This window comes from Streptomyces sp. NPDC055189, assembly GCF_053606765.1.
In genome coordinates, this window is record NZ_JBSGSG010000119.1 from 1 (window position 1) to 24,857 (window position 24,857).

Annotated in this window: 20 protein-coding genes and 1 pseudogene; 10 read left to right on the forward strand and 11 right to left on the reverse strand. The window is 71.3% G+C overall.

The window, feature by feature from the left end:
• Positions 1–68 precede the first annotated feature (68 nt).
• Together ACWFR3_RS43055 and ACWFR3_RS43060 are read right to left on the reverse strand one after the other, a co-directional pair.
• Complete coding sequence (locus ACWFR3_RS43055) at positions 69–1,151, reverse strand: Zn-dependent alcohol dehydrogenase (RefSeq protein WP_453740149.1); 1,083 nt, start codon at positions 1,149–1,151, stop codon at positions 69–71.
• A 37-nt stretch (positions 1,152–1,188) separates the two neighbouring features.
• Entirely contained in the window at positions 1,189–2,577 is a 1,389-nt protein-coding gene (locus tag ACWFR3_RS43060) for an aldehyde dehydrogenase family protein (protein WP_453740150.1), read from the reverse strand.
• Positions 2,578–2,938: 361 nt separating this feature from the next.
• Here ACWFR3_RS43060 and ACWFR3_RS43065 point away from each other — a divergent pair, with 361 nt between their 5' ends.
• Positions 2,939–4,153, forward strand: a complete 1,215-nt coding sequence (locus tag ACWFR3_RS43065; RefSeq protein ID WP_453740151.1) for a S8 family peptidase — start codon at positions 2,939–2,941, stop codon at positions 4,151–4,153.
• 206 nt (positions 4,154–4,359) lie between these two features.
• Positions 4,360–5,352, forward strand: coding sequence for a LacI family DNA-binding transcriptional regulator (locus tag ACWFR3_RS43070; RefSeq protein WP_453740152.1), 993 nt, complete (start codon positions 4,360–4,362; stop codon positions 5,350–5,352).
• A 100-nt stretch (positions 5,353–5,452) separates the two neighbouring features.
• On the opposite strand, the gene ACWFR3_RS43075 is transcribed toward ACWFR3_RS43070, so the two are convergent.
• The 4 genes from ACWFR3_RS43075 to ACWFR3_RS43090 all read right to left on the reverse strand — a co-directional run bounded on the left by ACWFR3_RS43075 (position 5,453) and on the right by ACWFR3_RS43090 (position 11,273).
• Entirely contained in the window at positions 5,453–6,694 is a 1,242-nt protein-coding gene (locus ACWFR3_RS43075) for an MFS transporter (protein WP_453740153.1), read from the reverse strand.
• The gene (locus tag ACWFR3_RS43080; RefSeq protein ID WP_453740154.1) at positions 6,694–8,157 is read right to left on the reverse strand and encodes a CitMHS family transporter; all 1,464 of its coding nucleotides are present in this window, start codon (positions 8,155–8,157) and stop codon (positions 6,694–6,696) included. The genes ACWFR3_RS43075 and ACWFR3_RS43080 overlap by 1 nt, the downstream gene beginning before the upstream one ends.
• 121 nt (positions 8,158–8,278) lie before the next feature.
• Entirely contained in the window at positions 8,279–10,531 is a 2,253-nt protein-coding gene (locus ACWFR3_RS43085; protein ID WP_453740155.1) for a molybdopterin oxidoreductase family protein, read from the reverse strand.
• A 91-nt stretch (positions 10,532–10,622) separates the two neighbouring features.
• The gene (locus ACWFR3_RS43090; protein WP_453740156.1) at positions 10,623–11,273 is read right to left on the reverse strand and encodes a TetR/AcrR family transcriptional regulator; all 651 of its coding nucleotides are present in this window, start codon (positions 11,271–11,273) and stop codon (positions 10,623–10,625) included.
• Positions 11,274–11,356: 83 nt separating this feature from the next.
• On the opposite strand from ACWFR3_RS43090, the gene hmgA reads away from it, so the two are divergent.
• The 3 genes from hmgA (at position 11,357) to ACWFR3_RS43105 (ending at position 14,729) form a co-directional block, all read left to right on the forward strand.
• The gene (gene hmgA, locus ACWFR3_RS43095; protein WP_453740157.1) at positions 11,357–12,703 is read left to right on the forward strand and encodes a homogentisate 1,2-dioxygenase; all 1,347 of its coding nucleotides are present in this window, start codon (positions 11,357–11,359) and stop codon (positions 12,701–12,703) included.
• Positions 12,704–12,764: 61 nt separating this feature from the next.
• Positions 12,765–13,514 carry a GntR family transcriptional regulator gene (locus ACWFR3_RS43100; RefSeq protein WP_453740158.1) on the forward strand — a complete coding sequence of 250 codons (750 nt, stop codon included), beginning with the start codon at positions 12,765–12,767 and terminating at the stop codon, positions 13,512–13,514.
• Positions 13,515–13,529: 15 nt separating this feature from the next.
• Positions 13,530–14,729: a type ISP restriction/modification enzyme gene (locus ACWFR3_RS43105; RefSeq protein ID WP_453740159.1), complete on the forward strand. Its 1,200-nt coding sequence runs from the start codon at positions 13,530–13,532 to the stop codon at positions 14,727–14,729.
• Between the two features lie 18 nt (positions 14,730–14,747).
• Here ACWFR3_RS43105 and ACWFR3_RS43110 read toward each other — a convergent pair whose 3' ends face one another.
• Positions 14,748–15,458, reverse strand: a complete 711-nt coding sequence (locus tag ACWFR3_RS43110; protein ID WP_453740160.1) for a TetR/AcrR family transcriptional regulator — start codon at positions 15,456–15,458, stop codon at positions 14,748–14,750.
• Positions 15,459–15,521: 63 nt separating this feature from the next.
• On the opposite strand from ACWFR3_RS43110, the gene ACWFR3_RS43115 reads away from it, so the two are divergent.
• Both ACWFR3_RS43115 and ACWFR3_RS43120 read left to right on the forward strand, forming a co-directional pair.
• On the forward strand, positions 15,522–16,460 hold the full coding sequence (locus ACWFR3_RS43115) for an ATP-binding cassette domain-containing protein (RefSeq protein ID WP_453740161.1): 939 nt from the start codon (positions 15,522–15,524) through the stop codon (positions 16,458–16,460).
• Positions 16,461–16,577: 117 nt separating this feature from the next.
• Positions 16,578–17,360: an ABC transporter permease gene (locus ACWFR3_RS43120; RefSeq protein WP_453740162.1), complete on the forward strand. Its 783-nt coding sequence runs from the start codon at positions 16,578–16,580 to the stop codon at positions 17,358–17,360.
• 30 nt (positions 17,361–17,390) lie between these two features.
• On the opposite strand, the gene ACWFR3_RS43125 is transcribed toward ACWFR3_RS43120, so the two are convergent.
• From ACWFR3_RS43125 to ACWFR3_RS43140, 4 genes are all read right to left on the reverse strand, one after another.
• Positions 17,391–19,118, reverse strand: coding sequence for an amidohydrolase (locus ACWFR3_RS43125; protein WP_453740163.1), 1,728 nt, complete (start codon positions 19,116–19,118; stop codon positions 17,391–17,393).
• A gap of 199 nt (positions 19,119–19,317) precedes the next feature.
• Entirely contained in the window at positions 19,318–19,584 is a 267-nt protein-coding gene (locus tag ACWFR3_RS43130) for a hypothetical protein (RefSeq protein WP_351165136.1), read from the reverse strand.
• 116 nt (positions 19,585–19,700) lie between these two features.
• On the reverse strand, positions 19,701–20,519 hold the full coding sequence (locus ACWFR3_RS43135) for an anti-sigma factor (protein WP_453740164.1): 819 nt from the start codon (positions 20,517–20,519) through the stop codon (positions 19,701–19,703).
• A complete protein-coding gene (locus ACWFR3_RS43140; protein WP_453740165.1) occupies positions 20,516–21,070 on the reverse strand; it encodes a sigma-70 family RNA polymerase sigma factor in 555 nt (184 codons plus the stop codon). Before ACWFR3_RS43140 ends, ACWFR3_RS43135 begins: the two co-directional genes overlap by 4 nt.
• Positions 21,071–21,281: 211 nt before the next feature.
• Here ACWFR3_RS43140 and ACWFR3_RS43145 point away from each other — a divergent pair, with 211 nt between their 5' ends.
• The 3 genes and pseudogenes from ACWFR3_RS43145 to ACWFR3_RS43155 all read left to right on the forward strand — a co-directional run.
• Positions 21,282–22,841, forward strand: coding sequence for a DUF4331 domain-containing protein (locus ACWFR3_RS43145; RefSeq protein WP_453740166.1), 1,560 nt, complete (start codon positions 21,282–21,284; stop codon positions 22,839–22,841).
• Between the two features lie 116 nt (positions 22,842–22,957).
• The gene (locus tag ACWFR3_RS43150; RefSeq protein WP_453740167.1) at positions 22,958–24,364 is read left to right on the forward strand and encodes a tetratricopeptide repeat protein; all 1,407 of its coding nucleotides are present in this window, start codon (positions 22,958–22,960) and stop codon (positions 24,362–24,364) included.
• A pseudogene (locus ACWFR3_RS43155) lies at positions 24,361–24,857 on the forward strand (nickel transporter); the annotation flags it as partial. The gene ACWFR3_RS43150 and the pseudogene ACWFR3_RS43155, both read left to right, overlap by 4 nt.

Below are 24,857 nucleotides of genomic sequence, written 5' to 3' on the forward strand. Positions count from 1 at the left end.
GGCTGGATATCCAGCCCGTCCGGCGTTTGAAGACGAACCCGGCGGAGCCGGTGATGCTCTGGCCGCGACTAGAACACCACCAGCGCCCGGCCCCCCTTGCCCGCGACCATGTTCTCGAAAGCCGCCGGGATACCGTCCAGGGCGATCCGGTCCGTCACCAGACCGCTCAGATCGAAGCGCCCCGCACGGATGTGGTCGGCCAGGACCGGCAGGTCGACCGCCGGGTCGGAGTTCCCGTACACGCACCCGGAAAGCGTCCGCCCCCAGTGGAAGATCTCCAGAGCGTTGAAGGCGACCTGCTGGTCCTTGCCGCCGATGCCGACCACCGTCGCCCGTCCGCCGCGCCGCGTGGACTCCCAGGCCGTACGGATCGTCACCGCACGCCCCACGCACTCCACCGCGACGTCCACACCCTGCCCGCCGGTCAGTCCGCGGATGTCCTTCGCCGTCCGCTCGGAAGCGACGACGTACTCCGTGGCCCCCGCGGACCGCGCCAACTCCTCCTTCTCCGGGGAGACATCGACCGCGATGATCTTCGAGGCGCCCGCGATCCGTGCCGCCTGGAGCGTGGCGAGGCCCACTCCCCCGACCCCGAAGACCGCCACCGTCTCGCCCTCGCGGACCTTCGCGGAGTGGTGGACGGCGCCGTACCCGGTGAGCACGGCGCAGCCGAGGAGGGCGGCGTCCGTCAACGGGACGCCGGCCGGGGCGGGCAGCACGCAGTTGCCCGCGACCACCGTCTCCTCGGCGAATGCGGCGACGTTCAGGCCGGGGTGGAGGTCCGAGCCGTCCGAGGCGCGGTGGGCGTACACGTCGGCGGCCCCGGCAAGCGCGTTCACGCACAGCCAGACCTCACCGAGCGAGCAGGGGTGACAATCCCCGCAGGACGGCGCCCAGTTGAGCACCACGCCGTCGCCCGGCGCGACGTGCGTGACCCCCTCGCCCACGGACACCACCGTCCCCGCGCCCTCGTGCCCGAGCACGGCGGGCACGGGCACCCGCATCGTGCCGTTGGTCAGGGACAGGTCGGAGTGGCAGACCCCGGCGGCGGCGAGACGCACCCGCACCTGGCCGGGGCCCGGCTCGGGCAGGTCGATCTCGGTGATCTCCAGGGGAGAGCCGACGGCGGGCAGAACAGCGGCGCGGACCACGGTGACGTACTCCTTATAGAGCGGGCGTGCGGGGGCTTTAGAACTGCAGGGACTTCGTCTGGAGGTACTCCGTGAGCCCGTGCGGGCCCAGTTCCCGGCCCACCCCCGACTGCTTGTAACCGCCGAACGGGGCGAGGGGGTTGAAGCTGCCGCCGTTGATGTCGACCTGTCCGGTGTCCATGCGGCGGGCGAAGGCGATCGCCTCCTCGTCGTCGGCCGCCCAGACGGCGCCCGCGAGCCCGTACACGGTGCCGTTCGCGATCCGCAGGGCCTCGTCCTCGTCCTCGTACCTGATGATCGAGACGACCGGGCCGAAGATCTCCTCCTGGGCGATCGTCATCTCGGGGGTGACGTCGGCGAAGACGGTCGGCTGGACGTAGTAGCCCTGTTCGCGCGGCGCTTCGGAGCCGCCCGCCACCACGCGCGCGCCCTCCTCGACGCCCTTGTCGATATAACCCCGCACGCGCGCCTGCTGCTTGGCGTTGACGACGGGGCCGATGCGGGAGCCGTACTTGGCCGCCGCCTCCGACGCGAGCGAGACCGCCTCGTCGTAGCGCGCGGAGTCCACCAGCATGCGGGTCCACGCGCTGCACGTCTGGCCCGAGTTGGACATGACGTTGGCGACGCCCGCCTTGACCGCCTTGGCCAGGTCGGCGCTGGGCAGGATGACGTTGGCGGACTTGCCGCCGAGCTCCAGGGCCACGCGCTTGACCGCGGCGCCCGCGGTGGCGCCGATCTGCTTGCCGACCGCCGTCGAGCCGGTGAAGGAGACCAGATCGACGCCCTCGTGCTCGGCGAGCGCCTGCCCCGCGACCGGGCCCAGGCCCGTGACCAGGTTGAAGACACCGGCGGGGATGCCCGCCTCGTGCGCGGCCTCGGCGAAGATCTGGGCGGTGAGCGGGGTGTCCTCGGCGGGCTTGAGGACCACCGTGCAGCCCGCGGCGAGCGCGGGGGCGACCTTGTTGACGATCTGGTGGAGGGGGTAGTTCCAGGGCGTGATCGCGCCGACCACGCCGACCGGCTCCATGTAGACGGTGGAGTTGCCGATCTTCTCCTGGAAGGAGTACGTCGCGGCGAGCTCGGCGTACGAACCCGAGACCAGGATCGGCACGCCCGCGTGCACCATCTGCGAGAACTGGAGCGGCGAGCCGAGCTCCGCCGTCACCGTCTCGGCGATCTCGTCCTTGCGGGCGACCAGCTGGTCACGGAGCGCCCCGATGAGCGCGCCGCGCTCGGCGGGCGGGGTCGCGGCCCAGCCGGGGAAGGCCTCGCGGGCCGCTCGTACCGCCGCGTCGATGTCCTCGGCAATTCCGGCGGGGACCTCGCCCACCGGCTGCTCGTCGGCCGGGTTGAGGACCGTGATCGTGTCCGTACCGACGGCGGGCCGCCAGGCGCCGCCGATGTACATGCCGTCGTGGGCCTTCATCGCTCTCCTCAGGTGGTCGTCACAGGTAGTCGTCCGTACTGATCCGTACTCGTCCGTACCCCGTCCGCACCCCAAACTAGCGCTGATAGTTTTTCGGCACCAGGGGCGTCGGGGAGGGGGACATTCCCCCCGGCTCGACACCTACCCCCCAAGGGTTTCGACGAAGTTCGATTTCGTGCATGTGACAGACACATGTCAAGGCGCCAACTCCCTTGATCTACGCACGTAGAGCCGACATTCTGCTGTTCGCGCCGAGAGCGGAACGTTCCGCTCCCGGCTGTGTGTGCGAACACGCACACGCCCCCACAGTTGCGCCGCCCGACCCGGGGCGCGCGCCGCCTATGAGGAGGACTCCCTCGTAATGGCAATGCTGCGCAGCAAGAAGACTGTGATCGCCGCGGCGATCTCGACCGCCACCGCCGCCACTCTGTTCGGCGCGGTCACCGCCCTTCCGGCCCAGGCCGCCCCCACCGAGGGCACCGTGATCGGAGCCGGCTCGGCCGACGCCGTGAAGGGCAGCTACATCGTCACGCTGAAGAAGGACTCGGGCCTCAAGGCCGCCTCGACACAGGGCAAGGGTCTGATATCCGAGTACGGCGGGTCGGTCCAGAAGACCTTCAAGTCCGCTCTCAACGGATACACCGCCGAGCTGAGCGCGGCGGAGGCGAGACAGCTCGCCGCCGACCCCTCGGTCGCGACGGTCGAGCAGAACCAGCGGGTCCAGGCCGACGCGACCCAGACCAGCGCCCCCTGGGGTCTGGACCGCATCGACCAGACGAGCCTGCCGCTGTCCGGCACCTACACCTACCCGGACACCGCGGGCTCGGGCGTCACCGCGTACGTGATCGACACCGGCGTGCGCATCACGCACTCCGAGATCAGCGGCCGCGCGGTGAACGGCTATGACGCCGTGGACGGCGACAACACCGCCCAGGACGGCAACGGCCACGGCACGCACGTGGCCACCACCATCGCGGGCAAGACGTACGGCGTCGCCAAGAAGGCCAAGATCGTGGCCGTCCGCGTGCTCGACAACAACGGCTCCGGCACGACCGCCGGTGTCATCGCGGGCATCGACTGGGTGACGAGCAACCACGCGGCGGGCGCCCCCGCCGTGGCCAACATGTCGCTCGGCGGCGGCGCGTCCACCACGCTGGACAACGCGGTGAAGAACTCCATCGCCGACGGTGTCAGCTACGCGGTCGCCGCGGGCAACGAGGGCGTCAACGCCTCCTCGTCGTCCCCGGCGCGGGTCCCCGCGGCCATCACGGTGGGCGCCACCAGCAACACGGACGCGAAGGCAAGCTGGTCCAACTACGGATCGGTCCTGGACATCTTCGCGCCGGGCGTCTCGATCAAGGCGGGCTGGAACACCGGCGACACCGCCACGAACACCATCTCCGGTACGTCGATGGCCACCCCGCACGTCGCGGGTGCCGCGGCGGTCTACCTGGCGGGCCACACCTCGGCCACGCCGGCGCAGGTCTCCACGGCCCTGGTGAACGGAGCCACCTCGGGCAAGGTCACCAGCCCGGGCAGCGGTTCGCCGAACAAGCTGCTGAAGATCGTCCAGTAGCAGCCCTTCGGTACTGCTTGTAGTACCAGCACCCCGTTCCCCGGAGGCAGCCGGCGCCTCCGGGGAACTTCCGTGCGTACGCTCGTCCGGCGGCCCTCTCCTCTAGGCTTCACCACAACTCCGGTGTTCCGGAAGGCTTCTGCAAGGTTTCGACGGAGTTCGGTGGAGTTCGACGGAGGTGGGAAGTGAGCCGGTCGAGGAGCAAGGTGACCATCACGGAGATAGCCCGGCAGGCGGGCGTCTCGGTGCCGACCGTGTCGCGGGTGGTCAACGGCCGGTCCGACGTCTCGGAGGAGACCCGCGCGCGCATCGAGGACCTGCTGCGGGAGCACGGCTACGAGCGGCGGTCGGCCGCGCCCGGCAGCCGCGCCGCCCTCGTCGACCTGGTCTTCAACGACCTCGACAGCCCCTGGGCCGTGGAGATCATCCGCGGCGTGGAGGAAGTGGCGCACGCGGCAGGCGCGGGCACGGTGGTCTCCGCGATCCACGGCGCTTCCGGCTCGGCCCGCCAGTGGATGAAGAACCTGCGGGCCCGCGCGTCGGACGGCGTGATCCTGGTGACCTCCGTCCTGGAACCGATGCTCCACGACGAGCTGCGGCGGCTCGGCGTGCCGCTCGTCGTGATCGACCCGGCCGGATCACCCGCCCTGGACGCGCCGACCGTGGGCGCCACCAACTGGGCGGGCGGCATGGCCGCGACGGAGCATCTGCTCTCCCTGGGCCACCGCAGGATCGGCTTCATCGCGGGTCCGCCGAGGCTCCTGTGCTCCCGCGCCAGGCTCGACGGCTACCGCGCCGCGCTGGAGAGCGCGGAGGTGCCCGTCGACGACTCGCTGATCGTGCCGGGCGACTTCTACCACGCGTCCGGCTTCGCGGGAGCGGGCCAACTCCTCGGTCTCGCCGAGCCGCCCACCGCTCTCTTCGCCGCCAGCGACCAGATGGCGCTCGGTGCGATCGAGGCTCTGCGGCGGCGTGGTCTGCGGGTGCCCGAGGACCTCAGCGTGGTCGGCTTCGACGATCTGCCGGAGGTCAGCTGGTCGGCCCCACCCCTGACGACCGTGCGCCAGCCCCTGTCCGACATGGGCAAGCTCGCGACCCGTACGGTGCTGCGGCTCGCGCTCGGCGAGGAGCCCGCGTCGCCCCGGATCGAGCTGGCCACGGAGCTGGTGGTGCGCGCGAGCACGGCACCGCGCACCTGAACGCCGCCCGCAGCTTCCGTGCGCATCGACCGATAGCTTTCGGAACTCTTCCGGTAGCGCGCTGCGACGCCTACCCCCTCCGCCGGTCCGGGGTGATCTTTCAGCCCCTCCGGCGTTTGAGGAGCGGGGTCTGGGGCGGAGTCCCAGCTTCGGGAAGGGGCGGGATTGGGGAGGGCCCCGCAGGGCTACTACGCCTCAGCCCCAACCCGGCCGCCACCAGCAACAGCCCCCCGAGCATCACGAACGGCGCCGCAACCCCGGCAACACCCGCAATCAGCCCCGCCCCAGCAGGCGCAGCCACCTGCCCCAGCCGATTCCCGGTAAGCCGCAGCGCAAGAGCCGTGGACCGAGCCCCGTCCGGAGCCGCCTGCACGACCGTCGTCATCGACAACGGCTGCCCGACCCCCAGGCAGAACCCCAGCAGAACAAGCATCACCCCAAGGCCCCACACAGGAACCGGCAACGCCACCCCCGCACACAACACAGCAGCCAGCAGACACGTGACGACGATCAGCACCGTCCGCCCGAGCAGATTGATCAGCGGCGTCATCACGAGGCGGCACGCGATCGTCGCGGCGGCCCGCAGCGAGAGCAGCACCCCGACCGTCGCGGGCGCGATGCCCCGGTGCTCACCGACCACCGGCAGATAGGCGGTGAGGATGTCCGTGGCGGAGAGCACCGCGAGGCTGATGAAGATCCCCGCGGGAACACCGCGGGTACGCAGGATGCCGAGCACCGGCACCTTGTCCCCCCGCTTCGACGGAGCACCGGCGGCCCGCACATGCTCGATACGCCACAGAGACGTGAGCGAGACGGCAGCGACCACGCCCGAGACGACCAACGCGAACGCACTCGTACGCCCCATGTCACCGCCGATGAGCGACCCCGCGGCGATCGGCCCGACCAACTGCCCGAGCGAGGCACCGATCGTGAAGTGCCCGAAGTTCCGGTCCTGTTCGTCGGGAGCGGACTGCCGCGCGACGATCGACTGGGCGCCGATCACGAAGCAGAGGTGCCCGAGGCCCATCACACCGCTCCAGGCGGCGAGCGCGCCGAGCGACCCCGCCGTACCGCTGAGCGCGCACCCTCCCGCGATCAGGACCACGCCGACCGGGAGGAGCGGCGCGCACCGCCCGTGGTCGGTCCTTCGCCCGAGCGGGACGGCGGCGAAGAGCGGAAGCAGGGCGTACACACCGGCGATGACGCCGATCGCCCGCTCGTCGGCGCCCAGCGAGAGCGCCCGGTAGGAAACGGCCGGACGCGCCATCGACACCGCCCCCTGCGCGAAGCTGAAGGCGATGACGAGGCGCAGCAACCAGGCCCGGCCCGGTGTCGATGGCATCAGATGATGCCGAAGAGGATTCCGGAGCCGAGCACCACGAGCGAGGTGAGCACGGCCCATTTGACGGTGAACTTGGTGTGGTCGCCGAACTCGACCTTGGCCATGCCGACGAGTACGTACACGGCGGGCACCAGCGGGCTCGACATGTGCAGGGCCTGCCCTGCGATGGAGGCGCGGGCGATCTCCAGGGTGCCGACGCCGTGCGCCTGGCCCGCCTCGGCGAGGACCGGCAGGACGCCGAAGTAGAAGCCGTCGTTCGACATGAAGTAGGTGAGCGGAAGCGACAGGAGGCCGGTGACCAGGCCCATCTGCGGGCCCATGCCCTCCGGGATGGCGTCGACGAGCCACTTGGCCATGCTGTCGACCATACCGGTGCCCTGGAGGACGCCGGTGAAGACGGCGGCCGCGAAGACCATGCCGGTGACGTTGAGGACGTTCTCGGCGTGGGCGCCGATCCGGGCCTTCTGGTCGGGCATGTGCGGGAAGTTGACCGTCAGGGCGAGCGCGGCACCGAGCAGGAAGAGGACCGGGATCGGCAGCCACTCCATGATCATGGCGGTGAGCAGGACCACGGTGAGGCCGGCGTTGAACCAGTAGAGCTTGGGGCGCAGGGTGGACCGGTTGGGGTCGAGCCCCTGGAAGCCTTCGTCGTCGGCGTCACCGGATGCGGTGCCGTCGCCGGATGCGGTGCCGGCGCCGGAAGCGGCGTCCGCGTCCGTACCCGAGCCCGCTCCCCCGGTGGTCTTCTTCGTGAGCGACATGCGCCCTCCGGTGCCGCCGCCGTTACCGGCGCCCACCAGAACCGTCTCGCTCGCCGTCTCCTGCTCCAGGACCTCGTCCAGGGAGAGCACGCCGAGGCGCTTGCGCTCCCGCAGGCCCAGTGCGTAGGAGAGCAGGAAGACGGCCACGAGGCCCATGGCCAGCGCGGGGATCATCGGGACGAAGATGTCGGCCGCGTCGACCTTGAGCGCGGTCGCGGCGCGGGCCGTCGGCCCGCCCCAGGGCAGGGTGTTCATGACGCCGTTGGCGGTGGCCGCGACACCCGTCATGACGACGAGGCTCATCTTGAGGCGTTTGTAGAGCGGATACATCGCCGAGACCGTGATCATGAAGGTCGTCGAGCCGTCGCCGTCGAGCGAGACGATCGCGGCGAGCAGCGCGGTACCCACCACGATGCGCACCGGGTCCGCCTTGCAGAAGCGCAGGATGCCCCGGACGATCGGGTCGAAGAGGCCGACGTCGATCATCACGCCGAAGTACACGATGGCGAACATGAGCATGGCCGCCGTGGGCGCCAGATTCCCGACGCCTTCGAGGACGTAGTCCCCGAGATGGGCTCCCTTTCCTACGAACACGCAGAAGAGCGCGGGGATCAGCACCAGTGCCGCGATCGGCGACATCTTCTTCATCATGATCAGCACCAGGAAGGTCGCGATCATGACGAATCCGAGGATTGTCAGCATGGGGGCTACCTAACGTTCACCATCGAACTCCCACCAGGTCTGGCGGTCCGGATGACGTTAGGACCCGCCTCGATCCGTTAACAAGATGTTGACGTGCGAGCAATAAGCGCAAAACTCCAGGTCAACGAGTTGCTGCCGCAGCCGGGGCCGGAACGAGCGCGGTCAGGGACACCGGGAAGCCGTTGAGCACCGCCGTCCCGGAGAGAGGGTCGAGGAGCGTGCCGTCCAGGAGCTGGTTCACATTGGCCCCGGGGTTCTCCGCGGCGACGGCCAGGCGCGTGCCGGGGCGGTCGTGGCCCCAGCCGTGCGGCAGGCTGACCACTCCAGGACGCACGGCGTCGGTCACCTCCACGGGGACGGTGAGCGATCCTCCGGCGGCCTGCACGCGCGCCTGGCCGCCGTTCTCCAGGCCGATGCGGTCCGCGTCCTCGGGGTGGACGTGCAGGGTGCAGCGGTTGGTGCCGCCGGTCAGGGTGCGGACGTTGTGCATCCAGCTGTTGTTGGAGCGCAGATGCCGTCGTCCCACGAGGACGAGCTCGTCCGGGACGGCACGCAGTGCGCCCGTGAGGCGCGGCAGGTCGTCCGCGATCGGCCCGGGGAAGAGCTCGACCCGGCCGCTGCGCGTCTTGAGCACCTGCGGGAGCCGGGATTCCAGCGGGCCGAGGTCGATGCCGTGCGGGTGGGCGAGGAGCCGGTCGAGGGTGAGGCCGTCCTCGCGTGCGCCGAAGCCGTCGCCGTAGGGGCCCAGGCGCAGCATCAGGTCGAGCCGCCGCTCGGGGCCGCTCTCGCCGGTGAGCAGGGCGGCGAGCTCCCTGGGGTCGCGGCCGTACGCGGCCGAGTGCGGCTCGGTGACGGCCTTGCCGAGGGTCCGCTCGACGACCATCGTGTCGACGGCCGCCGGGTCGGCGCCGTGCATGCCGCTCGCGGCCAGAACCAGCCGGGCGAGGATCTCCGTCTCGAACATCCTGCCGTCCGCGAGGGGCAGTGCGGCGCGGGTGTAGCGGACCTGGTTGCGTACGGCGAGCGCGTTGAAGGCGAAGTCGAAGTGCGGGCTCTGCGACGGCGGGGGCGGCGGCAGGACCACGTGGGCGTGGCAGGAGGTCTCGTTCAGGTACGGGTCGACGCTGACCATGAAGTCGAGCGAGGCCAGGGCCTTGTCGAGGCGGTCGCCGTCCGGCGCGGAGAGCACCGGGTTGGCGGCGACGGCGACGACCGCGCGGATCGCTTCGTCGCCGGGGGTGTCGATCTCCTCGGCGAGCGCGGCGACGGGCAGTTCGCCCTTGGCCTCGGGGTGCCGGCTGACGCGGCTGTGCCAGCGGCCGAGGGCGAATCCCTTGCCGGGGCCCGCGGGGCGGGGTGTGCGGTCGGTGGCGGAGAGCGGGAAGAGGGCGCCGCCGGGGCGGTCGAGGTTGCCGGTCAGGACGTTCAGGACGTCGACCAGCCAGTTGGTCAGCGTGCCGTAGGCGACGGTGCTCGCGCCCACGCGGGCGTAGACGGCGGCGGTGGGTGCGGCCGCCAGGTCGCGGGCGAGGGTGCGGATGGTGTCGGCGGGTACGTCGCAGGCCGCGGACACGGCGTCGGGGGTGAAGTCACGTACGGCCTCGCATACGCCATCGACCCCCTCCACGTGCTCGTCGAGCGCGCCGAGGTCGGTGAGTTTCTCCTCGAAGAGGACTTGGGCCATGGCCGCGAGCAGCAGTGCGTCCGTGCCGGGCCGGATCGCGAGGTGCCGGTCGGCGAGCTTCGCGGTGCGGGTGCGGCGCGGGTCGACGACGGTGAGCGTGCCGCCCCGCGCGCGCAGCGCCTTCAGCTTGCCGGGGAAGTCGGGGGCGGTGCACAGGCTCCCGTTGGAGTCCAGGGGGTTGGCGCCGAGCAGGAGCAGATGGTCGGTGCGGTCCAGGTCGGGCACGGGGATGGCGAGGGCGTCGCCGAAGAGGAGCCCGCTGGAGACGTGCTTGGGCATCTGGTCGACGGTGCTCGCGGAGAAGACGTTGCGGGTGCCGAGCGAGCTGAGCAGCACGGGAGGGTAGAGGCCGCCCGCCATGGTGTGCACGTTCGGGTTGCCGAGGACGACGCCGACCGCCTGCGGCCCGTGCCTCTCGACCAGGGGGCGAAGGCCGGCGGCGACGGCGTCGAACGCCTCGTCCCAGGTCGCCTCTTCCAGTACGCCGTCCTTGCGTACGAGCGGCCCCTTCAGGCGGTCGGGGTCGGAGTCGGCCTCTCCGAAGGAAGCACCTTTGGGGCAGATGAAGCCCTGGCTGAACACGTCGTCCCGGTCTCCGCGCGCACCGGTGACCCGGCTGCCTTCGACGGTGAGCGTGAGCCCGCAGGTGGCTTCGCAGAGAGGGCAGATACGCAGGGCGGTGCTGGGCATGGAGGACCCTCCGGGACGGCGGCGACGGCGCACGTGCGCTCTCACCATACCGACCGGTATGCATGCCGTCAGGACCCTGCGGGAATCGGGTTCAGTCCAGCGAACCCGCGAAATAGGAGTGCAGCAGGGTGCGCGTCTCGTCGATCAGGTCGGGATCGCCCGACGGATCGGCACGGAAGGCGAGTTGGAGCACCGCGTCCACCGCTTCGACGCCGACGAGCACGGTGCGCCGCAGCTTCTCGTCGAGGGGCCGGTCGAGGTGGGCGGCGAGCAGCCCCGCGACGCGCTCGGCGACGTCCGAGTTGGCTTCGGGCATCGCGTCGGGGGCCGAGGGGATGCCGAAGTCCACCAGGCCGAAGCCGGGCACGGTGCGCTTCATGGCGAGGTACTCGTCGAAGGCCGCGTCGACCGCACCGCGCCAGTCGCCGCGCTCCGCCCCGGCCATGCGCGCCGCCACGCGCTCTCCGTAGGCGTCGAGATTGCGGTGGGCCAGGGCGTCCGCCATGGCCCTCTTGTTGCCGAAGAAGCGGTAGACCGAGCCGATCGGGACGCCCGCGCGAAGGGCGACGGCGCGGGTACTCAGCTCTTCGTAGCCGACCTCGTCGAGAACCTCGGCGCAGGCGTCGAGGATGCGGCTCAGGCGCTCCGCGCTGCGCTCCTGGACGGGCACGCGGCGCAGGGTTTTCGGGGGCGGCGGGGGCTTCTGTCGATCACCGTGGGACACCCCCGGAGAGTAGAGCATCGTTCACATCCATGGATCCCTCTTGCGGAAGGAAAACGTGAATCCTACGGTGTCCCATAGGAATCGTTGACGAGGGAGCGATGATGAGCCGGGACAACACCAGCGACGCGAGCCGTACGGACGCGAGCGGCGCGCGCAAGACGGCGGAGGCACTGACGTACCTCTCCGGCTTCGGCAACGAACACAGCTCCGAAGCAGTGCCCGGCGCCCTGCCGCACGGCAGCAACTCCCCCCAGCGCGCCCCCCTCGGGCTCTACGCCGAGCAGCTGAGCGGTACCGCCTTCACCGAGCCCCGCGCGCACAACCGCCGCTCCTGGCTCTACCGCATCCGCCCCTCGGCCGCGCACCCGGCGTTCACCCGCACCGACAACGGCGCGATCCGCACGGCGCCGTTCACCGAGACCCCCGACCCCAACCGCCTGCGCTGGAACCCGCTCCCCGAACCCGCCCCCGGCACGGACTTCCTCGCGGGCCTGTGGACGCTCGGCGGCAACGGAGACGCCACCCAGCGCACCGGCATGGCCATCCACCTCTACTGCGCCAACTCCTCCATGACGGACCGGGTGTTCAGCGACGCGGACGGCGAACTCCTCGTCGTCCCCGAGCAGGGCGGCCTGCTCCTGCGCACCGAGTTCGGGCTGCTGCACGCGGAACCGGGCGAGGTGGCGCTGATCCCGCGAGGGGTGCGCTTCCGCGTCGAGCTGCTCGACGACACCGCCCGCGGTTACGTGTGCGAGAACTACGGAGCGGCCTTCCAGCTCCCCGACCTGGGCCCGATCGGCGCGAACGGCCTGGCGAACGCACGGGACTTCAGGGCTCCCGTCGCCGCGTACGAGGACGACGAGCGGCCGGTGGAGGTGGTGAACAAGTTCTGCGGCAATCTGTGGAGGGCGACCTACGACCACTCGCCGCTCGACGTCGTCGCCTGGCACGGCAACCACGTCCCGTACGTGTACGACCTGCGCCGCTTCAACGTCCTGGGCACCATCAGCTACGACCACCCGGACCCCTCGATCTTCACGGTCCTCACCTCGCCGTCCGACACCCCGGGCCTCGCGGGCGTCGACTTCGTGGTGTTCGCGCCGCGCTGGCTGGTCGGCGAGGACACCTTCCGGCCGCCGTACTTCCACCGGAATGTGATGAGCGAGTACATGGGCCTGATCGAGGGCGCGTACGACGCGAAAGCGGAGGGCTTCGTGCCCGGCGGCGGCTCGCTGCACAACATGATGTCGGCGCACGGCCCCGACCGCGACACCTTCGAGAAGGCATCGGCCGCCGAGCTGAAGCCGCAGAAGATCGACGACGGGCTTGCCTTCATGTTCGAGACACGCTGGCCGGTGACGGCGACCGAACAGGCAGCTCAGGCCGCCCATCTGCAGCGCGGATACGACGATGTGTGGCAGGGTCTGGAGCGCCATTTTCGGAACTGATCCCGTTACCGCCCGTAGCTGATCCAGTTTCGAAGCCGATGCGGACTGATTCGGAGAGACCGTGACCGCCTTCGCCCCGGACTCGATCGTCCTGAATCGCAAACTGCCGCTCTGGTATCAGGTGTCGCAGTCCCTGCGCGCCTCGATACTCGGCCGCACACCCGAGGCCCCGCTCCGGCTGCCCACCGAGGAGCAGCTGGCGGGGCACTACGGAGTGAGCGTCCTGACCATGCGCCAGGCGCTCAAGGAGCTGGAGGACGAGGGGCTGATCAGCCGGCACCGGCGGCGCGGCACGTTCATCGAGCCGAGCGCCCGGCGCGGCTCACCGGTCCGGCTGCTCGGCTCGGTCGACGCGATCGTGGCCCAGCAGTCGGGCATGAGCACCGAACTGCTCGCGCACGGCACGGCCCCGGTCTCCGGCGAACTCGCCGAGCACTTCCCGGATCTGCCCGAGGTGGCGACGTACCACCGCCTGCGCAGCGACGAGAAGACGGGCGAACCGACCAATCACGCCCATAACTTCGTCCGCCCCGAGCTCGCGGAGCGCGTCGACCCCGACGATCTGGCGCGCTGGCCCATGACGAAGGTCCTGCGCGACGTCGTGGGCGTCCGCATCAGCCGCATCACCGACACCGTCGAGGCCACGCTCGCCGACCCGGAGACGGCCCGCCTGCTCGAAGTGCCACTGCTCAGCCCGATCCTGCACTACACGGGCATCACGTACGACGAGAAGGGGCGCGCCCTGGACGTGGCGCGCATCCACTACCGCGGCGACCGCTTCTCCTTCACGGTCACCCTCGACGCGACGTAAGGGTCTCGACGTACGATGCCGGGCGTGACGCACGACGAAGCGGCGCTGCTCGCCGACCTGATGCCGTGGTCCGTCGCACCGCTCCGGCCGGGCCGCGGGTGGCCGATGGGACCGGACGCCGCATCCCTCAGATCCCGTTGGGCCGCGTTCCTGCGGGCGGACACGGCGGAGCGCGAGAGGCTGCTCTCCCCCTCACGCTCACGCACCCTGCACACCGCCGTCGCGCAACTCCCCGGCCACCAGGGATCAACGGTCCCGCTGGCCGCCGAGACGGGGCCCTGCCCCGACCCCGTACGCGTCCTGCACGGCCCCTTCGACGAGCAGTGGCTGATCCCGGACCACCGCCTCATCGACGCCGCGCGCCCGGAGCTGTGGCGGGTCGCGGGCGAGGGACAGCTCTTCCTCGTCGAGCAGGGTTACGTCACCGGCACCACGGGGCCCGCGGTGCTCGCCTCCGCGGTGCTGCCGGACGGGCGCTCCCCCGCCGGGCGGCCGGGACGGATCCGTCCCCTGTTCCGCCGCCCCGGCGGGCTCGAACCCAACGTGGCACCGGGCCTGCTCGCCCACCTCTCGTCAACGCTCGGCCAAGACGTCACCGCCGGGGATCTGCCGGCCTGGACGCTGGCCGTGGCGCAGGCGTCCCCGGCGGGCTGCCGGGTGCCGCTGACGTCCGACGCCGGGGTCTGGGCGCGGGGCACGGAGCTGGGCCGCCGCATCCTCGGGCTCCAGGCCCGCGGTGACGGCGCCCGCCCGAAGCTCCCCGGCGGACGGCGGCCTTACGTACGGGCGCCGCTGCCCGCCCGCCCCGCGGAGCTCTCGTACGACGCCGACGAGGAGGCCCTGTGCGTGGACGAGGGCCGCATCTCACCGGTGCCGCGGGAGGCGTGGGACTTCGAGGTGAGCGGGGTGCGCGTGCTTGACCTGTGGTTCGAGCGCCGCATGGCCGCGGGCGAATCGGGCTCCCTGGAGGCGATCCGGCCCCCCGAGTGGCCGCAGGCGTGGACGTCCGAGCTGCTCGAACTGATCACGGTGCTCGCCCTGCTGGCGGAACTTGGGCCGCTGCGGGACGAGTTGGCCGCGGATCTCGGCCCGCTCATCACGGCGGAAGCACTGCGCGGCGCGGGCGTGCTCCCCGCACCCGACGCCGCGCGGCGCCCCGCCTCGGTGCTCGACCACCACGAGGAGGGACCCGGCGGCCAGTTCGCTCTTCTGTGAGCTGCTTGCCGGGTGGACTCAGGCGAACGAGTCCAGGAGGCGGTTCAGCATCCGGTCGAAGAGTTCGTCCGCGTCGCCCGGTGCGGGCGCCTCCTTGAGCGCCTCGGCGAGCCGCGGGTAGGCCCCGGTGCCCACCTGCCCGGCGAGGTACGCGTACCGCGCCTGCTGTTCCCGCTCCGCCGACCACGGCAGCGCCCGCGCGCGCTCCGCCATGGCGAGCTCGTTGGCCACGAACGTCATGACCGAGCCGTTGATCATCCCGATGAGTTCCGCCTTGGTGCCGTAGGGCGCGTCGAGTCCGTCCAGGGCGCCGAGGCAGTGCTCCAGGTAGCGCAGGGCGTTCGGGCTGAAGCCGTAGAGCGCCGACATGGTCCGGGGCAGCCACGGGTGGCGCCGCATGAGGTCGCGCGTCTGGCGGGCGAGCGCCAGCATCGCCGCGCGCCAGTCGTCGTCCGGCGGCTCGTCCGTCAGCACGTACTCGCCGCTCACCGCGTCGACCATCAACTCGTACAGGTCTTCTTTGCGCGGCACGTAGTTGTAGAGCGACATCGTGCCGCAGCCGAGTTCGCCCGCGACTCTGCGCATGGAGACCGCTTCGATGCCGTCCGCGTCGGCGATGCGCACGGCGGCTGCCGCGATGTCCGCCCTGCTGTACGCGGGCTTCGGGCCACGGCCCGCGCGCTCGGGGCGCGCCCAGATCACTTCCGGTTCGGCCGCTCGGCCCGCCATTGATCATCACCTCGCCACCCATGTTAGTTACGTACAGCGTACGTAGTGAGGTACCGTACGGGCATGACTTCTACGTACGCTGTACTTAGTGAAGGTCTGGAGAAGCGATTCGGGGACGTCCACGCCCTGCGCGGGCTCGATCTCGCCGTCCCCGAGGGCACCGTCTGCGGGCTGCTCGGGCCGAACGGCGCGGGCAAGACGACGGCGGTACGGCTGCTGACGACGCTGCAGACACCGGATGCCGGGACGGCGCTCGTCGCGGGCCACGACGTGGTGCGGGAGGCTGCCGCGGTGCGCCGGCTCATCGGCGTGACCGGGCAGTACGCCTCCCTCGACGGGGAGCTGACCGGCCGGGAGAATCTGCGGCTCTTCGCCCGGCTGCTGCGGATTCCGCGGGCGCGGGGCGACGAGCTGCTGGAGCGGTTCGGGCTCACGGACGCCGCAGACCGTCCCGCCCGCACCTACTCCGGGGGCATGCGGCGGCGGCTCGACCTCGCGGCCAGCCTGCTCGTCCGGCCACGCGTCCTCTTCCTCGACGAGCCGACCACCGGGCTCGACCCGCACAGTCGGGGTGAAATCTGGGACGCCGTGCGGGAGCTGGCCGCCGAGGGGACGACCGTGCTGCTGACCACGCAGTATCTGGAGGAGGCGGATCAGCTCGCCGACGAGATCGTCCTGATCGACGGGGGGCGTGCCGCTCATCGCGGGACACCGGGTGCGCTGAAAGCGCAGATCGGCAGTTACGTGGAGGTGGTTCTGCCGCAGGACTCGGCGGCGCAGGCGTTGCATGCTGCCGCGGTCGTTCTGGATCAGCTCACCGGGGGTGAGCCTGTCCTTGATACCGAGCGGCGGACCGCCGGGGTTGTCGCTCTCGACATGGGGCTCACGCTGCCGCGGGTCGTTCGGGAGCTCGACGCTGCCGGGGTGCCTGTCGTCGACGCGACCCTTCGGGCTCCCACGCTCGACGAGGTCTTCCTGCGGCTCGTCTCGCCCGTTTCCTAGGCCGCCGCTTCGCGACGGATTTTTTCCCGCCCACCCACCCGATCACCTCGCATCCCGGGACGCGATTGCCCTGAGGCCGGGGGTGGGCAAGTGCCATTCAACCCCAGGAGTTCCCCCTTGAGCGCCATCCTCTACGACGGCACCGCCGTCCTCGGTCGGCATCTGCGGCGCATCAGGCGCGCGCCCGCCATCCTCGTCATGACCCAGACGATGCCCATCGTCTTCCTGCTCTTCTTCGGCTACGTCTTCGGCAGCGCCCTCGCCATGCCCGGCGCCGACTACCGCGCCTACCTAGTCCCCGGCATGCTCGTCGCGACCGCCGCGAACGGCATCATGACCGGCATGTTCACCGCCGCCCAGGACTCCCACCGGGGCGTCATGGACCGGTTCCGTACGATGCCGATGAGCCGCTCCGCGGTGCCGCTCGGGCAGGCAGCCGCCGATCTGGTGACCACCGCCGCAGGGCTCGTGCCGCTGGTGCTCGTCGGGCTCGCGATGGGCTGGCGGATCGAGGGCGGGCCGCTGCGGGCCCTTGCCGCCTTCGGCCTGCTGATGCTCTTCAGGTTCGCGACGACCTGGGTCGGCATCCTGCTCGGGCTCGCTTCGCAGAGCGAGGAGGCGGCGGGGCAGCTGGGCGGCGCGACGTTCATGCTGCCGCTGCTCTCGAACGCGTACATCCCCGCCGAGGGGTTCCCCGGCTGGCTGCGCACCGTCGCCGAGTGGAACCCGATCAGCGCGACGGCGACGGCGGTACGCGATCTGTGCGGCAACGCGCCGGTGCCGGCGGACGCCGCCTGGCCGGTGGCGCATCCCGTGGCCGGGGCGATCCTCTGGTCGCTCGTACTGCTCGGCGTGTGCGTGCCGCTCGCCGTCCGCCGGTACACGCACGGCGGACGGTGAGCGGACGGCCGCGCTGCCGGGCGGGGCGCACTACTTCTGGGGTTCGAGCTCCGGTCCCAGCGAGGAGAACTTCTCGTGCGACACCACCCGCTTCGGCGGCCACGTGATGTTCGACGGCGGCCACTTCTGGCCCGTCTTCTTCAGGAACCACGCCGGGGGCTCGTACATGGGCGGCTCATAGCCGTCCGGCAGCGCGGTCTGCCAACTCACGCCCTTCGTGCGCTCCTTGAACTCGTCCTTGACCGCCTTCAGACGCTCGGGCTGAGTGATCAGGTCGACCGCCGTCGCCGCCAGATACTTCGCCGCGGCGATCACCGCGGCCTGCCCCGGAGCCGCCGCCGCACAGGCCGCGGTGGACCAGGTGTGCATCTTGGTGCCGATGGGGGCGAGCGCGGCGCCCATCGATACGGTGGGGACGTTCCAGCTGATGTCGGCGACGTCCGTCGAGCCGCCGCCCATGAAGACCGGGTTGGGCGGGGTCAGTTCACCGACCTTGTCGTGCATGCCCTTCTGGGGCAGACCGAGCGACTCCTGGAGCTCCTTGGCCAACTCGTGTGCCTCGGAGGTGAACTCGGGCGGGCCTATCTCGCGCATGTTGGCGTGCAGGAGCTCGGCGAACGCCTTGGCCGGGAGCTGGTTCCAGCAGGCCGACGTGACGCGGTGGCGGACGGTCGTCCGTGACGCCTTCGCGGCCGCCTCGGAGACCGCGATCACCTTGTCCAGGAGGACCTTGACGCGGGCGGGACTTCCTTCGCGTACGTAGTACGAGATCTCGGCGATCTCCGGGGTGACGTTCGGGATGTCGCCGCCGTTGTTGATCACCCAGTGCAGCCGGCCGCTCGGTGCGAGGTTCTCCTCGCGCAGGAACTCCGACATCGTCGCCATCATCACGGCGGCGTCGAGCGCGGACTTGTTGCCCAGCGGGGTACCGCCGTGCCCTGCCACGCCGAGGAAGGTGAAGGTGACGGCGGTCATCGCGGTGGTGGTGCCCCAGCCGGTCGCGTTCGCCGTCGAGGGGTGCCAGTCCAGGAACGCGTCGAGCCCGTCGTACACGCCCTTGCTGACGGCGTACGTCTTGCCGATCAGCGCCTCCTCGGCCGTGGAGCCGAAGAACTTCACGGTGACGGGGAGCCGGTGCTTCTTCGCGGCCTGCGCGACGGCCGCCGCCGCGGCTGCCGCCGCCGTGCCGAGCGCGCTGTGGCCGCAGCCATGGCCGGGGCCGTAGCCGGGCGCGAAGGGGTCGTGGATGTACTCGCGCGGATCGTGGTGGCCGACGCCCTTGTTCTGCGAGAGGCCGGGCAGTGCGTCGTACTCGCCGCTGAAGCCGAGGACGGGGCCGCCCTTGCCGTGCGTGAACGTGGCGGTGAAGGCCGTCGGGAAGCCCGCGGTGCCGAACCGCACGTCGAATCCGGCCCGTTCGAGGAAGTCGGCCTCGGCGATGGAGGACTTCCACTCGCGCAGGGACAGTTCGGCGTTGTCCCAGATCTCGGCGTTCAGGCCGGTGATCCGGTCGTCGTGGGAGGAGATCCAGTCGAGCGCCGCGCGCTTGGCGGGGGTGTCGGCCGCGAGGCCTTTGGGCGCTTCATAGGCGGCGGGGCTGGCGTCGGCGCCCGCGGCCATCGCCGGGTCCGCTTCGGCGGTCATGACACCGGCGGTGACACCGGCCGCGCCGAGGAGCTGCATGATGTGGCGGCGACTGAGGGGCTGACCGCTCGCGGGGAGAACTTCGTGCTCATGCTGATCGTGCAGGTCACACACGCGCACCTCCGGGGGTGAGGTTGGGTGTATCGGCCAAACAATCAGCCACACTGGGGCCGGAAAGTTGCAGCGTCAACAGGTGCGCATGACACGGGTGTTACGTCAGGGGCGTGATGAGTGACGTATACGGCAGGGGAAGGGGCGGGTGGGTGGGAGCAATGCGCCGCTGAGCGACGGCCGAACCCCCGACCACCCGTGGTCAGCGACCCCCAAAGAGCGACCGCCGCAGCCTGCGCAACGGAGCGAAGAGGGAGACCCTTCGCACACGTGCACCTCGGCCACTGTGGTCATGCGCACCCCGTGAGGTCAGCTCACGCATCAGCAGAGTCGCCTCGGCCGTCTCGCGCTGCGGAACGGCGGGGCCGCCCAGCACTGAGAGATGGCGGTCGAGACGCGAGCTGGTCGCGCTGCTCCCGCAGGTGATCGCAGGGACACGCGCCCTGCTGCGCACCGTTATCTGTTCCATGTCACTCCCCACCCGTACGAGGGCACCCGGCCCAGGGCAGGTTAACCCTATCGCCCCCGCACGACACTCGTGTATCCCGGTCACGGGATTCACCTACCCCGTAAGGAGGTTGACGATTACTCTCCGAATCCAGGTGATTCCAGGGCGAGTTGGACAAGAGGGGCAGAAGTGGGCCGCTCTGAGCCCCCGTCCGGTTCGGTCGTCACTGCCAGTGACCTGCCGGACGCACTGACACCGGAGGCGATCACGGGCGTTTCGCCGTCGAGCAGCCCCAGGGAACGGGGCGCCGCTACGGGCCTCATGAGCCACAGCTGGTGCACGCGCCCCGGTGGCGGCGGCCCGAGCCCCGTGACGCTCACCACGGCGCGCCGCCTGGATTCCGACGCCACGACGCTGATGCCGCGCCCCCACGCGTCCCTCTCCCCGGCCGCCCGGGCATCCGGAGCTGCAAGGACGTGGGCGATCTCACGTGCCTGGGCGCGCTCCCGGCCGAGCCGGTCCTCGGCGCGCGTCAGCTGGAGGGCAAGGATCACGGACGCCACAAGAGCGAGCGCGGTGAAAGCGGCGGCGGGGAGAAGAAGCACGCGGGAGCGCGAGGGCGCGTTCGGGGTCACGGGCGCCCGCGGGGGCGGCTCCTGCTCCGTCGTGCGTACGGCGGCCAGCACCCGCTCGCGCAGGCCGGGCGGCGGCGGTGTCGCCGCGGCGCCCGCCAGACGTACGGCGCCCTCGGCCAGCTCCCTGGTCTCCGCCAGGCAGGGCACGCAGCGGGGCAGATGCCGCTCGAAGCGGCGCAGTTCGCGGGGCGCGAGGGCGTCCAGGGCATAGGGGACGGCCAGGGAGTGCACGCGCCGGCGGGGCCGCAGCCGCTTCCGGGCGGGCCCGTCGGAAATCCGGTTGGTGTCGCGCCGAGCATCGCGCTGCCCGTCCCTCTTCATGCCGCGCCTCCCGTCGCGGCACCCAGGCATTCGCGCAACCGCAGCAGCCCGTCCCGCATCCGCGTCTTGACGGTGCCGAGCGGGACGGACAGGCGCCGGGCCACTTCGCGGTACGTATAGCCGTCGTAATAGGCGAGGGTGACGGCCTGGCGCTGGAGGTCGGTGAGGCGACGGAGGCAGCGGCGTACCCACTCCCGCTCCAGCCGTCCCTCGACCGCCTCGGCGACCTGGTCGAAGGCGGGGACATCGCCGCGCTGGGCCACGCGCCGCTCCCGGTCGCTCGCCGCGCGGACGCTGCGCACCCGGTCCACCGCCCGGCGGTGGGCCAGCGTGAGAATCCAGGAGAGGGCGCTGCCGCGCGCCGGGTCGAATCGCGCCGCCGTCCGCCAGAGTTCGAGCAGCACCTCCTGGACCACTTCCTCGGACTGCGCCGGATCGCGCAGGACACGACGGGTCATTCCGTAGACCGGCCCCGAGACCAGGCCGTACAGCTCCTCGAAGGCCTGCTGGTCGCCCTTGGCGACCAGTGGAAGCAGTTCGTCGGGCTCCATGCGTGTCCCCCTCACCATTTCCCGGCCCCGGACGACTCGGTTCTTCCGGGGCCGGGCGACTCGCTGTCCGGTCGCACCGGGATTCGCGGCGGGAGAAGGCATCGGATTGGGAACCGGGCCAATCCGCCCGGCCCGTTGTCCCGAATGGCGTTCGTCAGGCGGCCCCCGCGCACCGCGCGGGGTCGCGCGAGGAACAGTAAGGACGGACGCGATGACAGCTATCGCCAAGAGCCGGAGGGGGCGCCGCAGCAGGCGCGGCCTCGCCGCGCTCGTCTGTGGCGCACTGGCAGCCGGGGGGCTCGCAGCCGCCGGCGTGACGGCACTGGAACCGGGGGCGGCAAACGCCGCCAGCCACCGGGAGGCCCCGCTGATCTCGGGGCAGCCTCAGTACGACAACACGGATGTGTACGCGTTCGTGAGCCCGGACAAGCCCGACTCGACGACGATCGTGGCGAACTGGCTGCCCTTCGAGGAGCCCGCCGGCGGTCCCAACTTCTATCCGTGGGCCGACGACGCGCAGTACGACGTCCACATCGACAGCGACGGCGACGCGCAGGGCGACCTCCTCTACCGGTGGACGTTCGACACGAAGACCAAGAACGGCGACACGTTCCTCTACAACACCGGGCCCGTGACGAGTCTCGACGATCCCGACCTGAACGTGACGCAGACGTACGACCTGGAGCTGATCAAGCTCAAGGACCAGAAGGTCACCTCGACCACGACGATCGCCGACGACGTGCCCGCGGCACCGTCGCACGTCGGCAAGGCGTCCATGCCCGACTACAAGAAGCTGCGCGACCAGGCCGTGACCCCGGTCAAGGGCGGCGGCACGACGTTCGCCGGGCAGGCCGACGATCCGTTCTTCCTGGATCTGCGGGTGTTCGACCTGCTGTACGGGGGCGATCTGTCGGAGGTCGGCAGGGACACCCTCAAGGGCTACAACGTGAACTCCCTCGCCCTCCAGGTGCCCACCTCCCAGATACGGCAGTCGGCGAAGCAGCCGACCGTCGGCATCTGGTCCACGACCCAGCGCAAGACCGCGGGCGGCAAGTGGACCCAGGTGTCGCGGATGGGCAACCCGCTGGTCAACGAGGTGGTCGTGCCGCAGAAGGACAAGGACAAGTTCAACGCGTCCGCGCCCTGGAACGACGCGCAGTTCCTGAAGTACGTGACCAAGCCGGAGCTGCCGAAGCTCCTGGAGAAGATCTACAAGCTGAAGGCGCCCGCCGAGCCGCGCAACGACCTCGTGTCGGTGTTCCTGACGGGCGTGAAGGACCTCAACCAGCCGCCCAACGTCCGGCCGGCGGAGACCCTGCGGCTCAACACGTCCATCAAGCCTGCGGATACGCCGAAGCGGCTCGGGGTGCTCGACGGCGACAACGCCGGGTTCCCGAACGGGCGGCGGCTCGCCGATGACGTCGTCGACATCGAACTGCAGGCCGTCGAGGGCGAACTCACCGGGAACAAGAACGACCTCGGTGACGCGGTGAACGTCAACGACCAGAAGTTCGGCGGGACCTTCCCGTACGTGGCACTGCCCACGTCCGGTTCGCGGGGACCGTTGGCCAAGGGTGGCGACGCGGACAACAGCGCGGCGCGTGACGCGCTGAACGGCGGTGCCGTGCCCGGACGTCCGGCCTCCGGCGGTGGCGATGACACGGATGCCGTGCTGATCGCCTCCGCGGCCGCGGGGGCGGCCGGTGTCCTCCTCGTCGGGCTCGGGCTCGCGTGGTGGCGCAGGCGGGGGTCCTCCGGGATCCCGGGCTGAGTCCCTTCCATGACCGGCGCGGCCCGCACTAATCCCCCTGCGGGCCGCGCCTTCTCTCCTTTTCTCGACTCATCGACTTCTGATCGGCTCATCGACTTCTCGTGGAAGGTCCAGTGATGGCATTGCCTCGTCCTGCCGGCCGGTCCGTGGTGGCGGCCGTCGCTCTTGCGTTCGCGATCACCGGGGGTGCCGTCCTGGCCGGCGGTGAGGACGGGCCCGGCCGGTCGCCCTCGTCGTCCGTCGCCGTGGCGCCGGGAGCGCTGCGGGGTGCCGACCTCGATCGTGGTGTGCGGGCGCTGCAGACCCATCTGCGGGACCAGCCGCGCGACTTCGGGGCGTGGGCGACGCTGGGCACCGCCTACGTCGAGCAGGCCCGCACGCAGGGCGACCCGTCGCGGTACCGCGAGGCGCAGCGCGCTCTCGACCGGTCCCTGGAACTGAGGCCCCGCAATGACGCGGGGCTCGCGGGGCAGGCCGCACTGGCGGCAGCCCGGCACGACTTCACGGGGGCGCTGCGGCACGCGGAGGCGGCGCTCGACGTGAACCCGCGCAGCGAGGGCGCGCTGGCCTCCCGGATCGACGCGCTGGTCGAGCTCGGGCGGTACGGGGCGGCGGGGCGGGCCGCGGAGAAGGCCGACGCCCGGCGGCCCGGGGTGCCGGTGTTCACGCGGTACGCGTACGTGCGCGAGCTCCGGGGCGATGTGGCGGGGGCCCGGCGGGCACTGTCGCTGGCGCTCGGCCCTGCCTCGGGTTCGGGTTCGGGCGGCGGGGACGTGGCGTACGTGTCCACGGCCCTGGGGCAACTGGCGTGGCGCCAGGGCCAGTACGGGGAGGCGCTCAAGCAGTGCGGGAAGGCGCTGCGGGCCGATGCCTCCTACCTTCCCGCGCTGGAGTGCCGGGCCAGGGCGTGGGCCGGGCAGGGCGATACAGGGCGGGCGATACGGGGGCTGCGGGAGGTCGTCGCGCGGGCGCCGCTGCCGGGGCCGTTGGTAGCCCTCGGCGAGCTGTACGAGGCGCGGGGCGAGCGGGGCGACGAGGCGAAGGCCCGGCAGCAGTACGCACTGGTCTCCGCGTGGGTGTCCCTGGCCCGGGCGAACGGGGTCAACGCGGACCTGGACGCGGCGGTCGCGCTGACGGACCACGGAACCCGCGACGAACGCGAGGCGGCGCTGCGGGCGGCGCGGGCGGAGTGGGGGCGGCGGCACACCGTCCACACGGCGGACGCGCTCGCCTGGGCCCTGCACGTCAACGGCCGCTCCGATGAGGCACTGTCGTACGCACGCCGCGCCACGGCGACGGGCTTCCGCGAGGCGTCGTTCATGTACCACCGGGGCGTGATCGAGGGCTCGACGGGCCACGCGTCCGCGGCGCGCCGCTGGAAGTCGGCGGCGCTGGACTTGAACCCCGGGTTCTCTCCGATGGTGGCGAAGGAAGCGAGGGCCGTCAGGCTGTCGATGCGGGGCAATCGGGTGGGTGGGCGGGAAAAGCCTGTTCGGGTTGCCGGCACTGCGGGGCACCGATGAAGCGGCGGATCCTGGCCTCAGGGGGCACCCTGCTCGCGGGGCTCGCGCTCACCCTGCTGCCCGCCGCAGAGGCGCACGCGCACCCCTTGGGCAACTTCACCGTCAACCGGTACGACGGACTCGTGGCGAGCCCCGGGCACCTGCGGGTCGACCACGTCGAGGACCTCGCCGAGATCCCCGCCACCCAGGCAGAGCCCCGCATCAAGCGCGTAGGGATGCGGAGTTGGGCCGAAGGGCGGTGCGAGGACGCCGCCCGCGGCAGCCGGCTGCGGGTGGACGGGCGAGCGGCGGAACTCCGCGTGGAGCGGGCCCGGGCGGTTCGCCGGGACGGGCAGGCCGGACTGCCCACCCTGCGCGTGGAGTGCGAGCTCGGTGCCCCGCTCCCCCGGGGCACCGAGCACGCCGCCCCCGTCGAGGGAGCCGGAGAAAAGGGGCCCGGCGGGCGCGCAGTCACCCCGCCGCGGTCTCATATAAACATCACCGCGCCCACGAG